Consider the following 25,284-nt stretch of genomic DNA (forward strand, 5'->3'; position numbering starts at 1 on the left):
TGATGTATCAGATCCAGAGAGAGTAGAATTAGGACTCGTAGACGAAGAAGTTATGGAATCAGATCGCACAGAAGAAGATTCTGCAGGTGTGGACGACGTGGATATAGAAGCCGTGGAAGAAGTTTCAACTGAAACAGACGGTGCAGATGGAGGTCCCACAGGTAGAGTGGCAACCACCAGATCAGGCACCTCCGTTGTAGCTTCAGGAGAAGGATTTCCAACCAAAACAGATGAAACCGCAGATGTAGAGCCTTCAGGAAGAGACTCAATCGCCTTAGATGGCACAGGCGTAGTATCTACAGGAGAAGATGTAGATGAAACAGGAGTAGACTTAGAATTCGCAGATGAAGAATTTACTGGTTCAGATGATCCAGACGGAGAAACTGCTGATGTATCAGATCCAGAGAGAGTAGAATTAGGACTCGTAGACGAAGAAGTTATGGAATCAGATCGCACAGAAGAAGATTCTGCAGGTGTGGACGACGTGGATATAGAAGCCGTGGAAGAAGTTTCAACTGAAACAGACGGTGCAGATGGAGGTCCCACAGGTAGAGTGGCAACCACCAGATCAGGCACCTCCGTTGTAGCTTCAGGAGAAGGATTTCCAACCAAAACAGATGAAACCGCAGATGTAGAACCTTCAGGAAGAGACTCAATCGCCTTAGATGGCACAGGCGTAGTATCTACAGGAGAAGATGTAGATGAAACAGGAGTAGACGTAGAATTTGCAGGTGAAGGATTTACTGGATAAGATGACTCAGATGGAGAAGACCGTGAGGGGTCAGATCTAGAGAGAGTAGAATTAGAACCTTTAATCGAAATTTTTGTAGGAACAAGTCGCATAGAAGGAGATTTAGCTAAAACATCAGAAGTAGATGATACAAAAGTCTCAGATAGAGAATTTACTTGTTCAGATGCCTCAGATGGAGAAGATCCTGATATTTCAGATTCAGAGAAAGTAGAATTAGGATCTGTAGCCGAAGAAGTTACGGTATCAGATCCCGCAGTAGAAGTTTCTGCAGGTGCAGACGACGTGGGTATAGATGAGACAGGAGTAGACGTAGAATCTACAGAAGAGGATATAGGTAAAACAGATGTAGTCTTAGAATTCGCAGGTAGAGGATCTACTAGATCAGATACCTCAGATAGAGAAGGTGTTGATGTGTCAGATTTCGAGAGAGTAGGATTAGAACCTGTAATCGAAATTTTTGTGGAAACAAGCTGCACAGAAGAAGATTTAGCTGAAACATTAGAAGTAGACAATACAGGCGTCTCAGATAAAGAGGATGAGGATAACTCCGATGTAACAGACTCAGATGAGGACGTAAAACTCGTAGGCAGAGAATTTTCTTGATCAGATGGCATCGGTGTAGATTCTATAGTTGAAGGTTCAACTGGAACAGATGATGGAGCCTCCGTAGGAGTAGATATTGGCATAGGCACAACAGAAGGAGGTTGTGTGACAGACGCTTCAGAAAAAGGAGGTGTAGATTCTATAGGGGAAGATTCCGCTGGAACAGAGGGAGATATTTGTAAAACAGGCGTAGTTTCAACTATAGAATTCTCATGAACAGATTCTACAGTTGGCTCAATAGAAGGAGATGATATGGACTCTTCGAGCAAAGGATCAACAGACTTAGACGGTACAGATGAAGTAGGAGCTAATGTGTCAGATTCAGAGGGAAGAGAAACAGATTCAGCAGAATCTATCTTAGGGTCAAGATAAACAGCTTCGAGACGAAAATCCCAAAAGTCTCCTCTCCCTGCAACTAATCTATTTCGGGTATCGGCTTTCCCAAGAGAAGAACCTGGACCATAGGCACGAAGATGATATTGATAAGGCAACCCATTGATTGCAATATAACTAGGAGAGAATTGAAATGAATTCTCCTGTGCAGTCCCAGAAACTTGAACAAGTGAAACACTACTGCTTCCTTTACCGCTTACTTTCTTTTCTGAAGTTTTGGAAAAATTTTCCATCACAAGTAATGTAGCGCCAAAAACACCACCATCGATCAAAATACGATCGGTTTTTTGAGAATCAAATAAGCCATCATTATTCACAAAAGTACTCATCTTAATCTGAGCATTACCCTCCGCACTATATGCTTTCTGGTATGCAAGATTACCGATATGTAATGTTTGATAACCGCTGGATGCATCCCGATTGAAAACAATAGTACTGTCAGAAAGACTCACATATGAAATATAGGAATCTATAAAATCAGTTTCTTGTAAATCTTCATGTTTTCTTTTTGTTAGAAACCATGTTGAGTTATGAGTTAACTGTAAATTAGCCCTAGCCGTCTTCCCTACATATATACCTCCATTAAGTGAAGAAGAGTGAGCTTTAATAGACATAAAGGAGTTATTTTCAGCTTTTAACAACAAATCACCAGAAATCGTTGTACCTTCTGATAACTCAAGAGAACCGCTAACTCCAATACCACCCTGCCCAGTAGCATAAATAGCCGTACCAGATGGAACTGTAAGAGTGGTCTTTTTTAAATGAACAGACGCCGTTCCCGCAGTAATCCTTGGCTGTTTTGAAATAGCATTTTGTCCGTAATATGTAGCTACTACGTTTGGATCTAATAGATTAAAATATAAACCATAAACTCCCTTTCCCTGCACAGAAACATTTGAGTTCTCAATCACAATGTTTGTCTTCTTTAAAATACCTGATAAAGCATCCTCTTGAAGAAGCTGGCCTCTACTATTTACATAACCTGAAAAATTGTTAATCAAGAAACCATGCATATGATCAAATTGAATAGAACTGTCCTTCAAATGAACATAACCACCTTGATAGATATTAAAAGCTTCTAGCAATTTATCGACATTTTTATCATTAACTACAATCGTGTATTTCTTCCCTTTTCCCTTAATGACGCTCTTATCAATAAGATATTTTGCCCCACCCTGAGTTGAGAATGCACCCAAACCATTTATAAGACCAACTTCTTTTACATCTAAATCATCTGAAGTAATCGCAATATTTACACCATCTAAAGAAATATCTGTTTCTTTTCCTTCTGCACAAACAACTTGCACTACTCCCTCAATCTTTCCTCCATTCATTATAACGTGCCCATTCTGAGCACGAAAACCGGATATATTCTGAAAATATGCATTTTTTAGAATAAACTTTGCACCATCTTTTACATATCCACCATATGATAATATTTGCTTTGGTACAACACCCTTAACGATTGTGTTTACATAAGTAAGACTAGTTCCTGCTTTGTCTACAAGCACATCCGCAACAAACGCATCTGACGAAACAGATGGATCTTGAGCAGTGGGGGATATATAATAAGTTGTAGAACCTATGCTAGTATTACCTTTAGAATATCCATACGTGCTCTTCATTACATTACAGGAAGTTCGCAAATAATTAGAATTCGCATTAGCATGTACGACTGATATAAAACACACAACCGGGGCTGTAAAAGTAAATAAAAACTTATAATCCCTCAATATATTAACTATAAACATTATCAATTTTCCCCTTCTCCCCCCCTTTATTAAAACAAAATAATACCTTTCATAACAATAAGTTAAACACGAGCAGAGCAAAAAACATAACGCTTCAAAAACCGTTTTATTTTCATAGTAAACCCTATACTCATGTAAAACTTATCGTGTATTTTTTAGGTCTCTAAAAATGATAGCGAAGACCGCCAGAAAAACGTGCTCCTGAGAAACCAGCTTTGCTAAGCTTATGCTGATAGGTTACATCTCCAAGCAAGGCAAACTTCGAAGATAATTGCGCATTAAAACCAAGTCCTGCTTCTAACGACGAACCAAAAGCTCCCAACTGGAATTTATCTCCAAAATGCACAAATTGTTTCTCTCCAAAACAATGAGTGAAATGCAGCTTTCCATTAAACGATACAACGCTCCCCGTTTGAGAGACAGCAAGTGCTTTACTTAAACGCCCACCAACGCGCATCACCCACTGATTAGGTTTTCCCATCTCAATATCAAAACCATCAATATCAGACGCCTTATCAAATTGCAGATTTTGGTAAACAACCTGAGCCTGTGGATCAAAAACAAAACCTTCATATCCTGTCATAAAGGACTTACCGACACTCAACGAAGCACTCAGAGCATTTCCCTTCAATTCTGCTGTTTTTCCTCTTACAAGAGTCAGGACATCCCCTTTAAATAAACCATAAGAAAATAGTCCATTTAAATAAAATCCCGTGTCATGCTGTATACTGCCATAGGCTGTAACCAACCACTTATCAAATGCACTTTTTTTGCTCTCTACGACATCCTGAGGCTGTAGGGAAATTTTCCCATAAGTTCCCATAATTCCAAAGCCTGTGCTACAATCAGCGCTCTTCATTGCTTTGAGTGAAACACCAGCCTCTACAGCATGATAACCAAGATTGCCTCCATAGCCATATTCAAGATCAGACAAATCTGAAACATAACGACTATTTCCGCCATAACTCCGCACAAAAAAAGCAGGATTTTCACTATTTTCTAAAAAGTTCCCTACAGCAGTCTGAGATATTTCTAACTGCTTGTTTTTATTGCTAATATCCATTAAACTAGCATGAAATAAAGCATTTGGCAGAAGAAGATATGTTGGAACTTGTGGTACAACAGCCTTAATTCCCGTACCAGGATAAAAGATAAAACCCTCAGCATCCGCTACAACATAATTACGATCAGCAGAAGATCCAATAGAACGAGATACACGGAAACGAGAGCTATTCTTTCGCAACTGAGATGTTTTTAACTGAGAAGAACTCTGAACATACTCCGTTTCAAGGCGGAAATCCCAAAAACCTCCATTACTCTTACTGGACTTCTGTTTCGCCAACATGTTCTCATTTTTTGCATTGCCGAGAGATGAAGTTGGACCGTAAGCACGAAGACGATATCGATAAGGCGCTCCTCTTAGAGCCACATAACCAGCCGCTAGTTTAAAAGAATCTTCTGCCGCTTCTCCATAAACCTGAATAACTGAAACACTATGACTACTTTTTTTATCATCTTGGCTAAGACTTTTTCCTTTCCTTGAATTAACTGGAATCTCCACAACATGTACTTTTGTGTTTCCATAAACGTCACCGTAGATTAAAACTTTATCAGCCTTTATCCCTTTGTTTTGACCATCTGTAGTAAGAGATGCGTTTACAATAAGACGCGCATTTTTTGCAACATAAGCATAATCTGAGACAAGGTCATCTGCCCCAATGTGAAGAGTCTGATAACGACCATTTTTCGGTTTTTGGAAAAAAATGGAACTATCAATGTTTCTTACAAACGAAACGGATGAATCGCGCCATTTATTATTTTTTCCCGGTGTTAAAGTCCATTTTGATTTATTAGATAGCTCAATTTCAGCATAAGAATTCGTATCAATACGCGTCCCCCCCACAAGAAAAGAAGCATCAGCATTAACCACCACATACGAATGATTCTTAACCTCTAATAACCGATCAGCAAAGATACGTGCCCCCTCTGATGCCGTGATATAAGGGTATCGTTTAGAATCATCTATATAAATCGCTGTACCATCAGGAACTTTAAAGGCTGTCTTCTTAAACTCAAGCTCCCCTAATTGAACCAATGCCTCTCCTTCTTCGTAGTCCTCTTGTAAAGAATTTCCCTGAAAATACATCCCGCGAGCCCCACGTCCCTTAACGGTAATATCTGAATTTTCAAAAACAACCTTAGAATAACGCCAATCCCATGAGCCATACAAACGTTTACCATCTAATACGCCATAAAGAGACTCACCGCCAGGAATAAAAACTCCCGTTGAACTCTCCATTACTAAACCATGAACATCGGTAACATCAACCTTACCATTCAGAACCAAAAGAGTGCCACCTTGCTTTACACCAAAAACTGACTGTTTTATGTCATTATTACGGCTACCTATTTTTTTACCACGACCAGTAACAGAAACGTCATTAAAAAAGATTTCCATATTTTTTTGTGCAAATACCTCTGATGCAATCTCACCAGTCTTTTTTAACTGTAAAATCCCATAAACCCCTAAATTTTCTTTCTCTCCTACCTTAACAATTCTCTTATTAATTATTTTTACACTCGTATCACCACTCACATAAGCAACATTCGAAAGAGACTCGCTAGCACTCTTAATTGTCCCAAGAGCATCACACGGATACGACTTAAAAAGAGAATTACACGAAGGTTTAGAATCTTGTGCACCAGCACTTATATTCGGCATAAAGAAAAAAACAGATGTTGTAAGAGCACATAAACATACATGGTTTTTTAAGGTTTTAATCATAATTTATTTATCAACTTTCTTCTCTCCCCCTCATTCAAAACAAAGAAACACATCTACCGATTGCTTCATTACGGGGCAATCCATTTAATTCATTTTGAATAAAATGTAAAGCTAAAAACAAAAAAATAACACAATAAAGTCACTATCTATAACTTTACTACAACGCTTATGATGTTTAAGTGCAATGTATCACATGATGCATTTTTCTATTTTCATAAAGACCTTTTCCCATCATTTCATACATAAAATTTGCCCCTAGATCACAAAATCTAGGGGCATAAATATGAACAATATGCAAAGAATAGATGAGTAAAAATAAAGAACACTATAAAAGGCTTAATATACCATTCTCTACTTATGTGTAATATGTTTTACATTTCATGTATGGCTAAAAACGATAACGCAATCCTCCAGAAAAACTTATTCCAGAAAAGCCACCTTTCGTGAGCTTATGCTGATAAATCAGATCAGCATTAAAGACAAATTTTTGCGACAACTGAGCATTAAAACCAAACCCAGCTTCTAAGGAAGAACCAAAAGAACCTAACTGGAAAGCATCTTTAAACTGCACAGATTTCTTTTCTTCAAAACCATGCACAAGATGGACTTTCCCATATAAAGAAACATCAAGATCTTTTTTAGATACAGCAAGCGTCTTGGTTAAACGTCCACCAACACGTGCCACCCACTGATCAAGCTTGCCTATTTCAATATCAAAATTATCAATATCACGGGTCTTCTCAAACTGGAGATGTTGATAAACAACCTGAACCTGCGGATCAACAACAAATCCTGCATACCTTGTTGCAATTGTCTTACCACTTGTCAAGGAAACACTTAAAGGATGCCCCTTCAATGTTGCCGTCTTACCCCGTGCAAGAGTGAGAACATCACCTTTGACCAGACCATAGGACAAAAGACCATCTACATAGAAGCCTGCATCATGCTGCATACTACCATATGCTGTAGCAGTCCATTTATCAAATGTACTTTTCTGACTTTGTTTAACATCCACTGGTTGTAGAGAAAGCTTTCCATAAGATCCCATAACTCCAAAAGATATGATACTGTTAGAGTTTTCAATTTTTTGCAACAAAATACCTGCCTCTACAGCATGATAACTAAGATCGCCTTTATAACCATATTCGAACGAAGATAGGTCTGAAGTGTAACGGTAACTCCCACCATAGCCACGCAAAAATGAAACAGAATTTGCACTAACATCTAGCATTCCATTGGATATACTCCGCTGTATTTCCAACTGCTTATTTTGATTGCTAATATCAACCAAACCGGCATGGAATACACTATTGGGCAAAAGCAAATAGGTTGGCAATTGCGGAACAACAACCTTTCTCATAAACTCAGAATGATGTTCAAAATCTGGACCAGCAATGGGTCTAAATCCGGGGGAAGAACCCGGCACAGACGTAGAACTAGGAGCTAGACTAGAGCTAGGATGGGAATCAATATACCCATTCTCAAGGCGGAAATCCCAAAAATCCTCTTTACCTTCAACTAATCTCTGAGCAGAACTTGCCTCCCCTAAATCAGACCCTGGACCATAAGCACGAAGCCTATATTGATAAGGTGAGCTCTCCAATGCAACATAATCACCATCTAACTTAAAAGAATCTTGACTTGCGCTTCCAGACACCTGAATAATTGAAATACCTTTGTTATTCCCATACTTCCCAGTGCCTTCCCCTAGACTTCCAGCAACACTTTGTACATGTACTATCGTATTTCCCTCAACATCACCATGAATTAAAAGCCTATCCGTTTTTTGATTTTGAAGAGTCCCCCCGCTATTGAGGTAAGTGTTAAAATAGAGACGCGCATTACCTTGCGCCTTATAAACCAGACCTGATCCTTTCCCAATACGAAGCGTTTGATAATCCGTAGCTATGTTAGTCTTTGGTTGTTCAAAAGCGACAGAACTATCAATAAGATGTATCAATGAAACCGACGAAACACTCATAGAAAGAGAATCTCGCAAACTGACATTTTGGGTCTGTGACAAAATCCATTTTGAATTATCTCTCAAGCGGAATTCAGCAGAAGAACTACCATCAAGATGGACACCCCCTATAAGCGTAGAATTATCAGCCGAAACCTTTATAAAAGAATGATCTCCAGCCTTTAACAATAAATCCCCAGAAATTTCAGATTTTTCTAAAAGCTTAATCAGCCCACCAGATTTGTTGCTATAAATGGCTATACCATTTGGCACTTTTAAAGTGGTATTGTATAAATGAGCACTTCCTCGCTTTGGTAAATTTGTTTCTGGCAAGCCTCCAAATAACTGCCTCTCCCCAAAAAAGCGATAAAGTCGCTCTTTCTCATAAGAATCTGCCGTTTGCTTTTGACTCTCAGATGCTGCCCCTTCAAAAAAATGGAAGCCATAGGATGTACTACCTTCCACAGCAACAGTGGAATCCATTATATCAATATAACCAACATCTCCCTGAAATGAAACACCATGGACATTTGTAGCTTTAACTTTACCATCTTCAAAACGAATATAGCCAGCATTTTGAGCCATCTGAAAAACTGAATTCTTACTATGATGACCTCCACTGCCCGCTTGGTCACCCTTTTTAGTAATGGTAACACTTTTTAAAGTCACTTGTCCTTCTTCTTTTGTTTGAACTCCAACACCCTTTGTAAGATCAATCGCTCCTTTTTCTATATGAACTTCTCCAAAATTATCTGCTATAATACCATACTGCCAAAAGTCCTCTTCACCAGCAGTTGCAGCATCTTTAATGGCGATATCCTTCCCTTTAATCGTTGTACGTTTCCAAGTTGTAAGTTTCCCAGATGCCCTTATAGCTGCTTCTTTAGTGTCGTCCTTGGTTTTCTGATAAGTTTTATGAGAAATAGCCCCCCAATGTCCCCCATTACACCAAAAAAAATTAGCGTCCGTATTACATGAAAATTCATTCTTACCATTTTGCACTACAACAGCAGAAGCGGAAGCATTCGCTTGCACTGCACTAACGGCAACGGTTTGAACCTCGGCATCAACCTTGTGTACAAAAAAAAGGCATGCCGTTGTAAAAGCACATAAAGAGAGATGATTTTTAAATATCTTTACCATAATTCCACCATATTTATCCCGCAATTGATTAAAAGAGCTACATTTCTCAAAACTGCATCAAAAAAATTTAATACGTTTTGTTAGAATTTTTTATGTTTATTAGTTTATTTTGTGTTTTATGTAAATGAGAAATAGAAATTATCAGAATATTACAGTCTAAATTTGTCATTTTTATAAAAACTTACGAGAATACCACTGAAAACGATATGAAATGCACAAAAAATACTAAAAAGATAACTTTAGTAAATTTGTATTTATAACATTGCGTGATTAAGATGCTGCCTTTAAAACAGCATTTAAGACTTTTTTGACCATATTTTTGAGACAAATGTGAAATGCATTAGTGCTCTGTGAGCAACACCAGCTTTTGTAAAGAAAATGAAGAAAAAAATAGTCTATATCTGTCTTATTTATCTCTTAATAAGATAAATATCATTTTAGTTAGTTAAAAATATAAAGACGTAAAAGAAAACCCAATTTCCATCTTTATTGCCTCTTTTAAATTTGGTTTTCAACCTTCAAAAGCACCTAGAACAATATCTTTTAAAGAATGGAGATGTTATTTCACATTTTTGTTTACGGCGTTTTTTAAATGGAATCACAAACACAAAAAAATGGCACATTATTACGCGGACTCATTCACGCACGTTCTTAAAAAAACATCTTTTATTGCTAAAAATCCTATCTCACAACATTGCCTATAAATACGTATAGATCTATTGAATACGACCACTTTTAGATTGAGGAAAGAAAACAGCTTATCATATTGATTTTAAAGATATTTTAACATTTTCAGTTTGAATTACCCTCCAAATAGCGTAAGATTTTCTCACTTCAAATCTCTCCCATGTTGAATCAATCAAAATCATTGGCTTCCACATTACAAGCGATACTGGTGTATGGGTCAAAACTACAGAAGAAAGGACTTAAAATATCTTTCATGAACTGTCTAAATACCAAAAGCTGTAGCAATATTGGGGGCTAGCAAAGAGTATGATGGTACCGGCTTGCTCCTTCATAAACGTAAAGATGGCGGTGCTCAATGGATTTACCGTTATACCATTCATGGTCGGCGCCGTGAAATGGGCTTGGGTGTCTTGAGAGATGTCTCTTTAAAACAAGCGCGTGAATGTGCAACTGGGTGGCGTTTTGGTTTGCATGAGGAGCGTGATCCCATTAAAAAACGAGAGAAACAAAACCGGGGGGCAATACGCAATCTCCATTATTTAAAAGATATTGCTATAAATGCCTTTGAAAGCCGTAAAGCTGCATTAAATTAAAAAGTGATGGTAGAGCTAGAAATCAATTTATGCCTTTACAACTTTATGTTCTCGCTCATTAAGCTGTATTCCCATTTCAGAAATTACACAAACAGAGATACGCCATATTCCTGCTGCTATTTGGCATACAAAAGCTGCAACAGCAGAAAAAGCACTGAACCGTCATTTGTCTCAAACATGCGGCTAAATTACATTTAGATGTTGATTTACAAGCAGCACTACCATTTCATTTTCAAAATCAAACCACTCATAAATGCCTTTTATTAAAATGGTTCTAAATGATCTTCTTCACCATTCTTAAAATGGTGTACATCTACAGATCACTCCACCTTGTGACACGCCTGAAAATGACTTTCTGAATTCATCAGAAGAGAAATAAAAATAATAGAACCTTCTGTATTCAGTACTCTTACTTTAAATGGCAAAACAATCAATTTGCCACATAGGAAATAGCTATGAAAGGTAAAATTTGGCAATTATTGAGTACAATAAGCTCATCAGACTTTTCATACATAAAATAATAAAAAATCATAACTGTTCCACTTGTATTAAAATGGCAAAAATCTTGTGAGAGTACAGCAGATTATAACAAAGAAAAAAGGCAGCATATTATACTGCCTTTTACATAAAGCTAGGTATTGTAACTGGATTTTAGAAATTATAGCGCAATCCGCCAGTAAAACTGGCTCCAGAAAAGCCTGCCTTAGTCAGCTTATGCTGATAAACCAAATCACCATGAAGGGTAAACTTCGGAGACAATTGGGCATTAAAACCTAACCCAGTCTCTAACGAAGAACCAAAAGCGCCTAACTGGAAAGCATCTTTAAACTGCACAAATTGTTTCTTGCCAAAATTGTGAGTAACATGAAGTTTACCATACAAGGAAATAACATGAGCCTCATCGGCAGCAGGAAGCACCTTTGTTAAACGTCCACCAATACGTGCTAGCCACTGATCAAGAGTACCCATCTCAATATCAAAGGCATCAATATCACGGGCCTTATCAAATTGAAGACGCTGATAAACAACCTGAACCTGCGGATCAAACATAAGATCATCATCCCCTATTACAAACGCTTTACCAGAAGTTAATGCAGCACTGAGAGATCTTCCTTTTAATGTTGCCGTCTTGCCACGTGCAAGAGTGTGAACATCTCCTTTGAACAGACCATAGGACAAAAGACCATCCGCATAAAATCCCGTATCCCACTGCATACCACCATATGCCGTAGCAGCCCATCTATCAAATGTACTTTTTCGACTCTGTTCAACATCAAGAGGTTGCAGAGAAAGTCTTTGATAAGATCCAATAACTCCAAAAGAAGAGGCACCATATCTATTTTCAAATGTTTGTAGCAAAACACCTGCATCAATGGCATTATAGTCAAGCTCACCTCCATAACCATATTCAAGCCGAGAAAGATTTGACCTATAACGGTGATTACCACCATAACCACGCACAAAGAACGCGGGATTTTCACGCCTTTCTAACATTCCACCAGAAACAATGCGCAAGGGCTCTAACCACTTGTTTGTATGAGTAATATTCATCAAGCCTGTATGGAACAGAGCATTTGGCAATAGCAGATAGGTCGGAACTTGCGGTACAACAGCCTTAACACCTGGCTTAGGATGAGGTTTTGGCTCTGGTCCTGGAGGAGCTGGAGGAGGCGTTGGAGAAGGTCCTGGTTCAGGAGAAGGGGCTGGTGGCTCAGGCTCTGGCGTCATATATCCAGTTTCAAGGCGATAATCCCAAAACTCTCCTGAGCCTTTAACTAATCTTTGAGCAGGGTTTGCTTTTCCCAAATTAGATTGTGGACCATAACTATAAAGCTTATACTGATAAGGTGAATTATCTAACGCAACATAACCGCCCTCTAACTGAAAAGAATTTTGATTTGCTTTTCCAGAAACCTGAATGATGGAAATCCCTTGGTCATTTCCCCCACTGCCCGTAGGTCCTCCAGGACTTCCTGAAACACCATGCACATGAATCATAGTTGTTCCAGAAACATCACCATGAATTAAAACACGGTCAGTCTGTTGATTATCAATTGGACCACCACTATTCAGATATGCGTTAAGATAAATATGCGCACCATCCTGCGCCCTATAAATATCATCAATTCCATGTCCAATGTGAAGTGTATGATAAGTGTAATTACTATCAGGCTTTAAGTTTATAAACTTAATAGCACTATCATTCATAAGACTTACACGTGAAACAGATGAAGCACTTATAATCTTAGCTTCATGCTGATTTTCCTGTTTCTTTCGTTGTAAAATCCACGCAGATTCATTGCTTAAATAAAGTTCAGCATTAGAGTCCTCATCAACATAACTACTCCCTTCAAGAGTAGAGGCATCTGCTAAAACTATTATAGAAGCACCTTCCTCAGCTCTTAACAATGAATTCTCTGAATGAAGGCTACTTTGTAATAAACTGACAACACCATTCGTTTCACCAGTACTATAAAGAGCCGTACCGTCTAAAACTGAAAACATTGTTCTTCTTAAATTAACAACTTCCACTCTGGAGATAAGTTCTTCCTTCAATAAACTTTCTTGATCATCGGTGTTTTCCCACGGCTTGCCTCCCTTAAAATATATACCATAAGCTCCATCACCTTTTACTGTAATAGAAGAAGAAGACACATCAACCTCAGACACAGTAAAATGAGACTCAGAATCCTTAAATAAAGGAACCGAATTAGGAGTTCTGATAGTATTTTCTAATAATATGCCATGCATATTCTCAGCATCAATAGTTCCCTGAAATGTAACAGAACCACCTAAATCCGTGTACAAAACCGCATGTTTTTTATTTTCATCACCCCTCGCAGTAATATTAACAGCCTTGAGATTTACTTTCCCACCTAATGCAGAATAAATTCCATGGCCGTTCATGAAATCAAGAGAGCCACCACTCATATTAACTTCTGAATCACCGTAACTATAAACGCTTGCTTTTTCACCGTCACCATTCGTTTTAATTTGCACATCTTTTAACGCAATATTTGTGTTCTTCCCTATAGCTTGCACAGCCATTCTGCTTTCACGAATATCGCCATTATTTACTTCAATCCTCCCATCACTAGCATGAAGAGCTACCTCTGCATTACTGAGTTTTAAATCGGTCAAAGTAATTTTTCCTCCCTCCGATACAGACACACCACGTGCAAAAGCTTTTCCTTCAACTTCACTACGAACAGTTATATTTTTCCCTTTTACTTCCGCAGGCGCTTTTTTTACTGTTATAGCAACACGACTAGACGTAACTCCATCACCGTTCTCCCCCATAATCTTATAAGATTTATCGTTAATTGTGTCCGTTTTGCAATTATCGCATATATAATATGCACCATCATATAGAGTAAGTTTATCTTTTCCCGTCCTGTCATACGTGTAAACGTACCTCCCACCGTCTTTATCCCCACCTATTCCTTTAAGGGGAGGATAACTGGAATTATCTCCAGCAAATTGACTCAAAAAAGCCTTTCTCTCCCCACTAAGTCCACTCAAACTGCCATTTCTGCTCCCACTAAGCGCATTATAGTTACCTGCCTGCCCAGAAATGCTAGGAAGCCTTTCACGTGACATATTAGGAACAGGGGAAAGAGGAACATTCTCAAGATTGGGAGAAGTAGGCGGCATAGGAATAACACTGATCTTATAAGGCAGATTATTAGGAACAGGAGTAACAGTAATCTTATATCTACCCCCATATTCCTCTGCACTTGCACAAACGACTATTCCATTTTGTAGCAAAGAAAGGATAGCCGTTGTGACAGTATATAAACACACACGATTTCTAAATATTTTAATCATAGTTCCCTCGAAACCTTTTTTCCCCTCTCATTGAAAACAAAAGCATTCGTAAAAACATCCCTACGCACCCCTTAAATACGAAAAGGTGTAACCAAAGGAACGCATCTCATACTCATTTGAACCGTGTAATGAATGATCAAAACGAACTTACTGGAAGCTCTACAGACAACACAAAACCACCAATAAGAGAAATAATTATTCAGTACAATTTATAAGTGTATAATGCATTCTGTATTTCGTGTAAAGAAAAAATAAATCAATGCGTGTAAATTAATAAGAATTACAACCAACAATCGTTTTCTAAAAAAACGATCAAAGATATGTGCGTAAAAGAGATTGACCCAATTCGTAAAAAACGAATTTTAGCAAAGATCAAGCATGATAATGGCTAAACAAATCAGCACAAAACAAGATCAAGATATCCTATACGAATACTAGGCTCCCTCATCATTAAAGAAGTGCCTAAAGATAAATAGCGGGATGATGATTATCAGAAAAATTTAAAAAACATTTATGTAAGCTTAATAAAATGCTTCCATGCATAAAACAAAACATGTTGTGCACTCCTATCTCAAAAAGAAAGTTTTTGATCACAACATATTGTTACAAAGAAAAAAGGCAGCACAGGGTGCCGCCTTTCCTAAAAGGTACATACTGTACCTTATGTTAAAACTGATAACGTACTCCTCCGGAAAAACTTGTTCCAGAAAAACCAGCTTTATTGAGCTTATGTTGATAGACAAGATCAGCATGAAGAGAAAACGCTGAAGATAATTTAGCATTAAAGCCTAATCCAGCTTCTAAGGAAGAACCAAAAGCACCTAACTGGAAAGCATCTTTAAACTGCACAGATTTCTTCCCTCCAAAACCATGCACAAGATAAAGCTTACTATAGAAGGAAACATTATTTACTCCTTCAGATCCCTTAGGCGTCTTGGTTAAACGTCCACCGACACGTGCAACCCACTGATCAAGTTTGCCCATTTCAATATCAAAATTGTCAATATCACGGGCTTTCTCAAACTGAAGATGTTGATAAACAACCTGAACCTGCGGATCAACGACAAAACCTTCATATCCCGTTGCAATTGTCTGACCTCCTGTCAAGGAAACACTCAAAGGATTACCCTTCAATGTTGCTGTCTTACCCCGTGCAAGAGTGAGAACATCACCTTTGAGCAAACCATAGGACAAAAGACCATCTACATAGAAGCCTGCATCATGCTGCATGCTACCATATGCTGTAGCAGTCCATTTATCAAATGTACTTTCTTGGCTTTGTTCAACATCCACTGGTTGTAGGGAAAGTTTTCCATAAGATCCCAGAACTCCAAAGGATATAGCGCTGTCAGTACTTTCAATTGTTTGCAACAAAAGACCCGCTTCTAGACCATTATAGTTAAGATCACCTTTGTATCCATATTCAAGGGCAGACAAGTTTGAAGTGTAACGGTAACTTCCACCATATCCACGCAAATATAAAGCAGGATTTTCACGAACTTCTACCATTCCATTGTAAGTAGCTCGTAATGCCTCCAACTGCTTGCTTTGGTTATTTACATCCATCAAGCCGGCATGGAATACACTATTTGGCAAGAGCAAATAAGTTGGAACTTGTGGAACAACAGACCTGACAAATTGTTCAGGAAAACCAGATACAAGTGTAGGAAGAGTAGACTTAACATACTGATTTTCTAAACGGAAGTTCCAGAATTCCCCACCATCCTTAATAAATTTCTGCTCAACATGCTCCTGTTTTGCAGTCGCTTTTGGGCTGTAAGAACGGAGAGTGTACTTGTAAGGTGAATTCTGCAATGCAACATAATTACCATCCAGTTGGAAAGAGTCCTTTGCTGCTGTTCCATAAACCTGAATGATTGAAACACTATGAGGATTCCTAACATGCCCCTTATCCGCTATATTTTCCGAAATTCCCCGCACATGTACTGTCGTTTTTCCAGAAACGTCACCATATATGACAAGCCTATCGGTTACTTGCTCATCACTTGGATCGTTAGGACTTAAATGCGCATTGAGATGAATTGAAACATCACCTTCTGCTCTGTAAACAATACCTTTACCCTCTCCAATGTGAAGTGTCTGATATTTCTCTTCAGATTTTGGAGCTACAAACTTCATGCGACTATTTACAAGACTTAAAGATGAGATACATGAATCCACACATTCTGAATTTTGTTCATCAATCTTATGCGCACTTCTTGTAAGAATCCACGTTGATTTATTGGTCAAATCTAATTTTGCATAAGAACCTTTATCAACGCGCGTACCACCTACGATAACAGAATTGTCAACCACAGCAAGTACACTAGAATTATTCTCAGCGCTCAATAGCAAATCACCAGCAAGAATCGTTTCCTTTTCTAATGAAATCTGACCATTAGAACCATTAGCATAAATAGCTATACCATTTGCAACTTCAAAGTTCGTTTTTTTCAATGAAATTGCCCCTGTTACGTGTATAGGTGTTTCTTTCTGTTGGGACACAGCATTAGATTTCACAACACCCACTTTCTCAACAGCAGCCCCTGCCATTTCAGGCAATCCTGCAACCACATTCCCTGAATCCTTATTTTGATTCCGCTGCTGATCTTCTTTTTTCGTCCCATCAAAATATATACCATAAGATTGATTACCTTCCACTTTAAAAGTAGAAAACTCGATATTAGCACGATTCAAAGAAGGACGAACGTCAGCAGATTTCCTTCTCCTAGAAGTTCTAGCTTTAACAGCGTCACCGCTTTCTTTAATCCACAAAGCAGTAGCATCAGTAGAAACTGTCCCATTCTTCAAATCAACAGAACCATTATTGTCTAACAGAATAACAGCATGTTCAACCTTCTCTGCAGACTCTGATCTTCCTGCTTGTTTTTTTACAGTAATCTTAACACTGTCTAAATTAACATTACCTCCAGATTCTGATTTCACTGCCGCCCCGCCTGTAACACTTATAGAACCAGAATCCATTGTTATTTCACCACCGCTACTAACAAGACCAGCAGAGGCTAAAGCACCTTCCACATTAATTTTCGTGTCCTTTAAATTAACAGAAGATCCAGGACGTGCAACAGTACCCACATAACGAGCATTGACCGTTCCATCAGTCATCTTAACTTTTCCGCCACTTTTAGCTTCAAGCCCAATCACAGAAGATTTAATCGTTGATTTATTATCCAAAACAACCTCTGCATTTTCTTCTGCAAGCACAGCACTCGTAAGGTTTCGTTCAGTAACATCAGAACTATTTTCATTATCACCTCCCGCACCAATAATGGTAGCATTCTCTAACTTAAGAACTGTACCATCTTTATCTGCACGCACAGAATGCTGATCTTCGCCTTTTGCCTCCAGTGTACGATTTGCTATTGTATGAGATCCACCATCACTACATGAATAAGAAGTTCGTGATTCTCCTTCACCATTTTCCTGCGTACTATCACACTGAGAAGAAACATTTCCTTGCCCAACATCATTGATAGATACAACTTTAGAGTCCTGTGACTTAAGAGGTGCTGGCTTAGAAGAGACAGTAAGCGTGTTAACCTCAGATGTTTTAGCAGGTCCAGCCGAAAGTAGAATACGCCCTACAGGACCACCTTCCTTCTTCTCAGGTGCAAGCTCCTTTTCCTTAGACACAATAGAAACAGCTGGCTCAGCAACAATCTTAGACGCTTTAGCTTTCTCATGAGTAATAGGTGTTACAACCTCAGAACTTCTCAACGGTGTAACAGTCTGCGTATTTACATTTTCAGTTCTCTCAGTAGAGGAAGTAGGAACACCTGAAGCTAAAGTATACTCTGCTTCATTCCCATTAATGCCTCCATTTGAATTAGGAAGAAGAGTAATATTTAAGGCTTCACCCTGTTCATCTGTTGTTTCCAATAATGGAGTAGATAAAGTAGGTCTTTCAGATCCCGAATAATCAACAGCCTCATCTGTATCAGACCTTGCAAGCGCAGAAAACGGAGCAACTGTAGGCACTCCCTGAAGAGATACAATTTCAGGGTCAGAACCCTCTGCTAGAGGAGGAGTAGTTACCTCAGCCAAAGAATTTTGCCCTACAGAAGAATCGTCTAGATTAGATCTCTCAGCTATAGCACCTCCATTTATGTTTTTTTCTTTTACGATATCTTTTTTAGTATTTTCAAACTCTAATTCTACATCCTTTAAAGCAGCAAAACCCAAATCCATCTCCATATATTCCCCTAAAGCTACGTCTGTCGCCAAAGGAGGATCTTCCATAGTGCCATTTTCTTTTTGTATTTTACTTTCTAAACGGAAATCCCAAACTTGTGTTGTTTCTAATAAACGCCCATCGAAAAACTGCATCTTCGGAGTAAGGGTTGGACCATAACCACGAAGAATATACTGATAAGGCAATCCTGATATCGTAACATAACCATTTGCAAGCTTAAAGGAATCCTTTGTTGCTTCCCCATAAACCTGAATAATTGAAACACTATGATACTTATGTTTCTGTTTTACATTATTCTCATTGTCTCTTTGTCCACTTTCTGTGCCATTAGCTGCTCTTTCATTCACATGTACCTTCGTCTGACCAGAAACATTACCATGAATCAAAAGCCTATCAGATATTTGAGAGTTTTTTGAATTGTCCTGATTTACAGATGCATTAAAATAAATGTGAGAGTCTCCAGAAGCAGTATAAACTACACCATCCCCTCTTCCGACACGAAGAGTCTGCTTCTCTCCATTTTCTGAAGACACAAACTTAATAGTGGCATCTTTCAGGTTTATAGACGAAACACATGAACTCCCACAACCAGCGTGCGTTTTTTTACTTTTCGTTAAGTGCCACTCTGATCCAGAGTTCAAGAAAATCTTAGCATGAGACTTTTGATCAATATGAGTACCACCTTTAATGATAGAACCACCATTAACAAAAACTGACAAATGAGCATTAGAAGTAGCTTCCAACAATAGATCACCAGAAATAGTTGATGACGGATCGCCAGAACCCTTTAAAGATGAACTACCAGAACCCTTTGAAGACTTGTCTATAATGACAGAACCTGTGGTATTCTCACCATAAATGGCCTTACCTTCAGGAACTTTAAGAGTAGTGTTTTGTAATAAAACGACAGAATCTCTCTTTACTACCCCTTCCGTACTTTGATCTTCTAATTCTGAATCATCACCCAGATTTGCCGTATATTGTATATTTTTATGACTAAAATATACGCCAAAAGATCTCTCACCATTCAATGTAATATTTGAAGAGTCTATAACAGCATTAACCCGAAGGTCATTCATCGTACCAGAAGACTCTTCACCTAAGAACTGGGGCATAAGCGTTTTAACCTTAGTTAAAGAACTGTTATATTCTTGATACGGTTGCGGCGGCTCTACGCTAGGAAGGTTTCCTACCCCACCTACGTTAGGAACGCTTTCTAACTCACCTCCATTATCAAAATAATCCTCAAAGTCTTCATCATCGTCATTACCGTTAGTGTCCAGTACCCACAAAAAAGCAACATCAGAACCATCAAATTTTCCATTTTTATAGGAAATAAATCCGTTATTTGCTAATAAAATATTACTCTTAAATGATCCTTCATCTAAACTCTGAGATTCTGCACGTTCAGAACTACCCTGTAAGTTTTCAGATCCATTTTTCTTAATGTTAATACTAACATTATCTAATGTGACAAACCCTCCCTCAGATATGGCTGCACTTCCACCTTCTCGTAAAACAATAGATCCAGATTTCATAACTATTCCTGATTGACCATAGCTGTGCAAGCCCGCTGTACCTAAACCTGAAACCTGAGAGTTTTGCCGTGCAAGAGGAAGACTACCGCTATCACTGTCCCCAGAAAGCTGATCAAATGAAGGAAGCCCCTCCACATTAATCGTTGTATTATCCAGAGTAATCAATGAATCACTATCAGCCTGAGCTCCTGAATTCAAACTATGGATTCTCCCACGCTTCACAATAATCTTCCCACCCACCTCAGCATAAAGACCAACCAGAAAATCGTAAATTCCGGTATCCTGCAACTCAACCTTCCCATCAACTGTTGCAAATATAGCACTTCCAAATTCTGGCCCTATATCATCAGAATCTATATCATCAGGATCCATATCATCAGCTCCTACATAATTAGCAGCCATCTGTCCTTCATATATACCAACATTCAGCTGGGTCATATCCTTAATAGACATATTTCTCAATTTAATAGTTGTCTCATCAACACCAACGCCTTCCTCTGGAAAGGCTCCTGCTTCTTGTCCATTCTTTGAGGCTTGAGAACCTGGCTCAACCTGAAGCTTTCCCATTGAAGTTACAGCATTAGCACCATAGCTCTTCACGTGAATACTCCCATACTTTGCTGAATGCTCCTTACCATCCTCACAAAAAATAGGAGCTAGTGGTTCAGACTGAAAACTCTTAACTCCACATGTATAAGCACCCACTACAGGCAAAATTAAAGAACTTTGGGGAGAAGAATCATTTCCCATAGAAACGCCTCCACCTTGCAAAAAGAAGAGAGCACTCGTTGTCAGTGCGTACAAACGGGTACGATTTTTAAATACATTGATCATATGTCAAACTTTCTAAATATAACTTGCAAAAGCACTAGAACTAAGTGAAAATAAGGTAAGTGCACATTTTGTAACATACATTAGTCTATTTTACAACATACTGCATCTTATTATAGTGCTATTTTGTGCATAATTTTGTACATAAAAATGTCTAAGTTCAGTTTTTAAGTGCGTAAACCCTTAAATAATATTTTATGAAATAAAGGATAAAATGATGATGATAAAATATCTGAAATGGGTAGCTTCTATTTTTGTTGTTGCAATGAGCTTTGCAACATTTGCATGGGCAGGTATGAATGTTAATGCAAATATAACAGTTGATCATGTTTCAGGCACAACTTCTGTTCCCACCTCTCCACAAAAGGTTATTGTATTTGATATTGCCTCGCTTGATAATATGAATCGCCTCGGTATCAAAGCTGTGGTAGGTATTCCTGAAGGGAAGAAACCTTCATATTTACAGCAGTTCAATGATGCAAAATATGAAAAAATTGGCACCCTTTTTGAACCTGATTATGAAAAAATTGCTGCCCTTCAACCTGATTTAATTATTATTTCCTCGAGAACTCAAGCCAAGTATAAAGATTTATCCAAAATCGCTCCAACCATTGATCTAACCGTAGGAAATGAAAACTCTCTTGGGGATATAGAACGGAATGTGTCTATCCTTGGGAAAATTTTTGACAAAGAAAAAGAAGCGGCAGAAGAAATTTCTAAGCTCAATAAAAATTTAGCAGAAGTCCGTAAGAATACTAAAGGAAAAGGTACGGGACTTGTCCTTATGACCTCTGGTGGAAAGATCAGTGCTTTGGGTCCAAAGTCACGTTTTGATATCATCCATTCCGCATTTGGAATTGCTCCTGCAACCGATAAACTTACTGTGCAGAAACATGGACAGCTCATTTCCCCTGAGTTTATTCTCGAAACCAATCCTGACTGGTTGTTGGTTATTGATCGGGATGCAGCGATTGGACGGGAAGGACAATCTGCTGCACAACTACTTGACAATGAACTTGTTCATCGTACAACAGCTGGCAAACAAAAACAGATTATTTATTTAGACTCCTGGAGCTGGTATCGTGCTGCTGGTGGTCTAACTGGACTCAATGAGGCAGCACAACAAATCAATGACGCTTTTACAAAAAGCAAATAAGTGTAAAATAACTTGCGTGCTGTCGCAATAAAATTTAAGAGCAAAGGCTGTTACTAAACAGCCTTTGTTTTTTGTTAGAAAATGATTTAACGTGAAAAATTATTGGATTATCATAACAATTCTTATCCTTCTGTCTATTCTCAGCATTTTTGTTGGTTATTCCGATGTAACGCCCTCTGACCTCTTATCAAGCGATCCACATGCCTGGCTTATTTTCTGGCAAACCCGTCTTCCTCGTACAATTGCAGTGCTGTTAGCAGGTGCAGCACTTGCACTCTCCGGCATGATTATGCAACTGCTTGCACGAAATCGCTTTGTTGAACCATCTACCGCTGGAACCGTTGAATCGGCTTCCCTTGGCATTCTTTTTGTTATGATTTTTTTGCCCGATATCCCTGTTTTAGGAAAAATGATAATCGCGACAATTTTTGCCATGACCGGTACACTGCTTTTTATGTTTTTATTACGTCAAATTCCTCTCAAATCGGCCCTCATGGTACCGCTGACAGGAATTATGCTAGGCTATGTTATTGGTTCCCTCACCAACACCATTGCCGATTATGAAATGTTGCTTCCCTCTCTTCAAGGCTATCTATTTGGCAGTTTTGCAATGATTTTAGAGGGAAAATATGAACTTTTATGGTTCTCTCTTCCCCTCTGTATTCTTGCCTATTTCACGGCTGATCGCTTTACCGTTGCTGGTCTGGGAGAAGATTTAACCAATAATCTTGGTCTCAATTATCGTGCTGTTATGATTTTGGGTCTCTTTATTGTTGCATCAATTACTGCAGTTATTGTCTGTACAGTTGGTCGAATTCCCTTCGTTGGATTGATTATTCCAAATCTTGTTTCAAATTTCATGGGCGATAATATGCGCCATACTGCTCCCTGGGTAGCAATCAGCGGTGCAGGATTGGTTTTAATTTGTGATCTTTTAGGGCGAATCATTAACCCTTCCTTAGAGATTCCCATAAGTACTATGATGGGCGTTATCGGTAGTTTTATTTTTATTATACTGCTGTTACGCTGGAGAAAGCGTCTTGGATAAAAAGAAAAAAACAACGTTTATATTGTCAACGCTTATCCTGGTGGCATGCACCGTAACGTGTCTTTACATGACATGGAATGTCAACATCTACACTTGGTCGTTCCGACTCACAAAACTTATCTCTCTTCTTCTCATTGCCTATACCATTACCGTTTCTACTATTTTATTTCAAACAGTGGTCAACAATCGTCTCCTTACACCTTCAATTATGGGGTTTGATCAGCTTTATATTTTAATTAAAACCACCACGATTTATTTTGTAGGCTCTCTTTCTTTGCCTTTTTTAAATGAAGAAGGACAATTGATTTTTGAAACTTTCATTCTCATTCTCTTTTCCATAAGCCTTTTCCGCTGGTTATTTTCAGGGAGTCTAAAAGGACTTCATCTAACACTCTTGATTGGTGTTATTTTAGGTGGCTTTTTTTTCAGTCTACGTATGTTCATGCAATTGCAACTCAATCCGGACCAAATGATGAATTTAACGGATATTATGTTTGCAAATTTTAATAAATTCAATACGTCATTAATCGGCTTTTCTACTGTCATTGTCTTCATTGTGAGTCTGATTGGTTGGCGTTCACGCCACCTGCTTGATGTACTTGCTCTGGGACGTGAAAATGCGCTCAATCTTGGCGTGGATTATCGCAAAAGCGCTACAGCTATTCTCATTTTTGTTTCTATTCTCGTATCCATTTCCACAACACTAGTAGGACCGATCACCTTTTTGGGCTTGTTAGTTGCCAACCTTGCTTATGAAATTTCCTCTCAGGTGAAACACGGTGTTGTAATGCTTATTGCAATATTATTGGCGATTATTTGTCTGGTTGGTGGACAATTTATTTTAGAACAAATTTTTCATATGGCAGGACGTTTAAGTTTTATTATTGAATTTTGTGGCGGTGTTGTCTTCTTAACCTTACTGATAAAGGGAAAACTAAAATGATTGAAATCAATCACCTTTCCAAGTCTTATGGAGCAAGATTGATTATCGATGATTTGTGCCTTCGTCTTCCCAAAGGGGGAATTATTTCTCTCATTGGTCCCAATGGTTCTGGAAAGTCCACGCTTTTGATGCTGATAAGGCGTCTTTTACCCCGCCAGAATGGTACAATTCATATCGACGGCTGTGATATTGATAAAATGCCCCACGATATTTTGGCTCAAAAACTCTCAATCCTGCGTCAAGAGAATCCTTTATCCTTTCGTCTTACCGTATATGATTTAGTCAGTTTTGGACGCTATCCATATTCAAAAGGCTGGTATAATAAGGAAGATAAACAATTTATTGACAGTGCGCTTCGCTATCTTGGTTTACAAGACCTAAAAGACTGCTTTTTAGATGAACTTTCTGGCGGACAGCGTCAACGTGCTTTTATTGCAATGGTCATCTGTCAAAACACTGATTATCTCCTGTTAGATGAACCTTTGAATAATCTGGATATGAAACATGCCGTTTCTATGATGAAACAGTTACGCCGTACAGCCGATGAACTCAAAAAAACCATTCTCATTATCATGCATGACATTAATTTCGCATCATCTTATTCAGATATGATTGTTGCCCTTAAAAAGGGCAAAGCAGCCTATTGTGGAACACCACAAGAAATTATGCAGCCAGAAATTCTTAAAGAAATTTATGACATGGATATTCAGATTGAAACAATCAATGATATTCCTATCGCCTTTTATTATCGATAAATCCCTCTTGCTGATTCATGGTTATAAAGATTCTTTTTTATCCTTGCCTGCACACTAAAATCTGTTAAAAGTGGCGGCATTAGCTTATTGGGGAATAGTTTAATGGTAGAACAGCGGACTCTGACTCCGTCAATCTTGGTTCGAATCCAAGTTCCCCAGCCAATGTAGCTTGCCAGCGGGTTTTGTATATTTTGACACCAGGTTTTGTACCAATTTATTTTCTTTTAAAGGGTTTTTAAGGTGTTTTCAAAGGGTCTTCAAAGACCTTTCAAAGGGTATTTAAAACCTCTTTCATGAATCTTTTTT

9 protein-coding genes, 1 tRNA gene and 1 pseudogene are annotated in these 25,284 nt (G+C 38.4%); 6 read left to right on the top strand and 5 right to left on the bottom strand.

The features are described from left to right. The 3 genes from PVV69_RS06840 to PVV69_RS06850 all read right to left on the bottom strand — a co-directional run. On the bottom strand, window positions 1-3,372 hold a 3,372-nt coding region (locus tag PVV69_RS06840), incomplete at its 3' end, for a hypothetical protein (protein ID WP_273756952.1). A gap of 289 nt (window positions 3,373-3,661) precedes the next feature. Beyond that, complete coding sequence (locus PVV69_RS06845; protein ID WP_273756953.1) at window positions 3,662-6,283, bottom strand: autotransporter outer membrane beta-barrel domain-containing protein; 2,622 nt, start codon at window positions 6,281-6,283, stop codon at window positions 3,662-3,664. Window positions 6,284-6,671: 388 nt separating this feature from the next. Further along, entirely contained in the window at window positions 6,672-9,386 is a 2,715-nt protein-coding gene (locus tag PVV69_RS06850; RefSeq protein WP_273756954.1) for an autotransporter outer membrane beta-barrel domain-containing protein, read from the bottom strand. A 931-nt stretch (window positions 9,387-10,317) separates the two neighbouring features. On the opposite strand from PVV69_RS06850, the pseudogene PVV69_RS06855 reads away from it, so the two are divergent. Beyond that, window positions 10,318-10,881 (top strand): annotated as a pseudogene (locus PVV69_RS06855) (Arm DNA-binding domain-containing protein); the annotation flags it as partial. 436 nt (window positions 10,882-11,317) lie between these two features. Here PVV69_RS06855 and PVV69_RS06860 read toward each other — a convergent pair. Continuing rightward, window positions 11,318-14,494: an autotransporter outer membrane beta-barrel domain-containing protein gene (locus tag PVV69_RS06860; RefSeq protein ID WP_273756955.1), complete on the bottom strand. Its 3,177-nt coding sequence runs from the start codon at window positions 14,492-14,494 to the stop codon at window positions 11,318-11,320. A gap of 666 nt (window positions 14,495-15,160) precedes the next feature. Further along, a complete protein-coding gene (locus tag PVV69_RS06865) occupies window positions 15,161-21,079 on the bottom strand; it encodes an autotransporter outer membrane beta-barrel domain-containing protein (RefSeq protein ID WP_273756956.1) in 5,919 nt (1,972 codons plus the stop codon). 217 nt (window positions 21,080-21,296) lie between these two features. Between PVV69_RS06865 and PVV69_RS06870 the strand changes: the two genes are divergently transcribed. The 5 genes from PVV69_RS06870 (at window position 21,297) to PVV69_RS06890 (ending at window position 25,140) form a co-directional block, all read left to right on the top strand. After that, a complete protein-coding gene (locus PVV69_RS06870; protein ID WP_273756960.1) occupies window positions 21,297-22,232 on the top strand; it encodes a siderophore ABC transporter substrate-binding protein in 936 nt (311 codons plus the stop codon). Window positions 22,233-22,323: 91 nt separating this feature from the next. Continuing rightward, entirely contained in the window at window positions 22,324-23,280 is a 957-nt protein-coding gene (locus tag PVV69_RS06875; RefSeq protein WP_273756957.1) for an iron chelate uptake ABC transporter family permease subunit, read from the top strand. Then, window positions 23,273-24,223 carry an iron chelate uptake ABC transporter family permease subunit gene (locus PVV69_RS06880; protein ID WP_273756958.1) on the top strand — a complete coding sequence of 317 codons (951 nt, stop codon included), beginning with the start codon at window positions 23,273-23,275 and terminating at the stop codon, window positions 24,221-24,223. The genes PVV69_RS06875 and PVV69_RS06880 overlap by 8 nt, the downstream gene beginning before the upstream one ends. Continuing rightward, complete coding sequence (locus PVV69_RS06885) at window positions 24,220-24,978, top strand: ABC transporter ATP-binding protein (protein ID WP_273756959.1); 759 nt, start codon at window positions 24,220-24,222, stop codon at window positions 24,976-24,978. Before PVV69_RS06880 ends, PVV69_RS06885 begins: the two co-directional genes overlap by 4 nt. Before the next feature lie 88 nt (window positions 24,979-25,066). Next, a tRNA-Gln gene (locus PVV69_RS06890) sits at window positions 25,067-25,140 on the top strand. Window positions 25,141-25,284: the final 144 nt, after the last annotated feature.

The sequence above is a fragment of the Bartonella sp. MM73XJBT genome (assembly GCF_028618465.1).
Lineage (GTDB): Bacteria > Pseudomonadota > Alphaproteobacteria > Rhizobiales > Rhizobiaceae > Bartonella.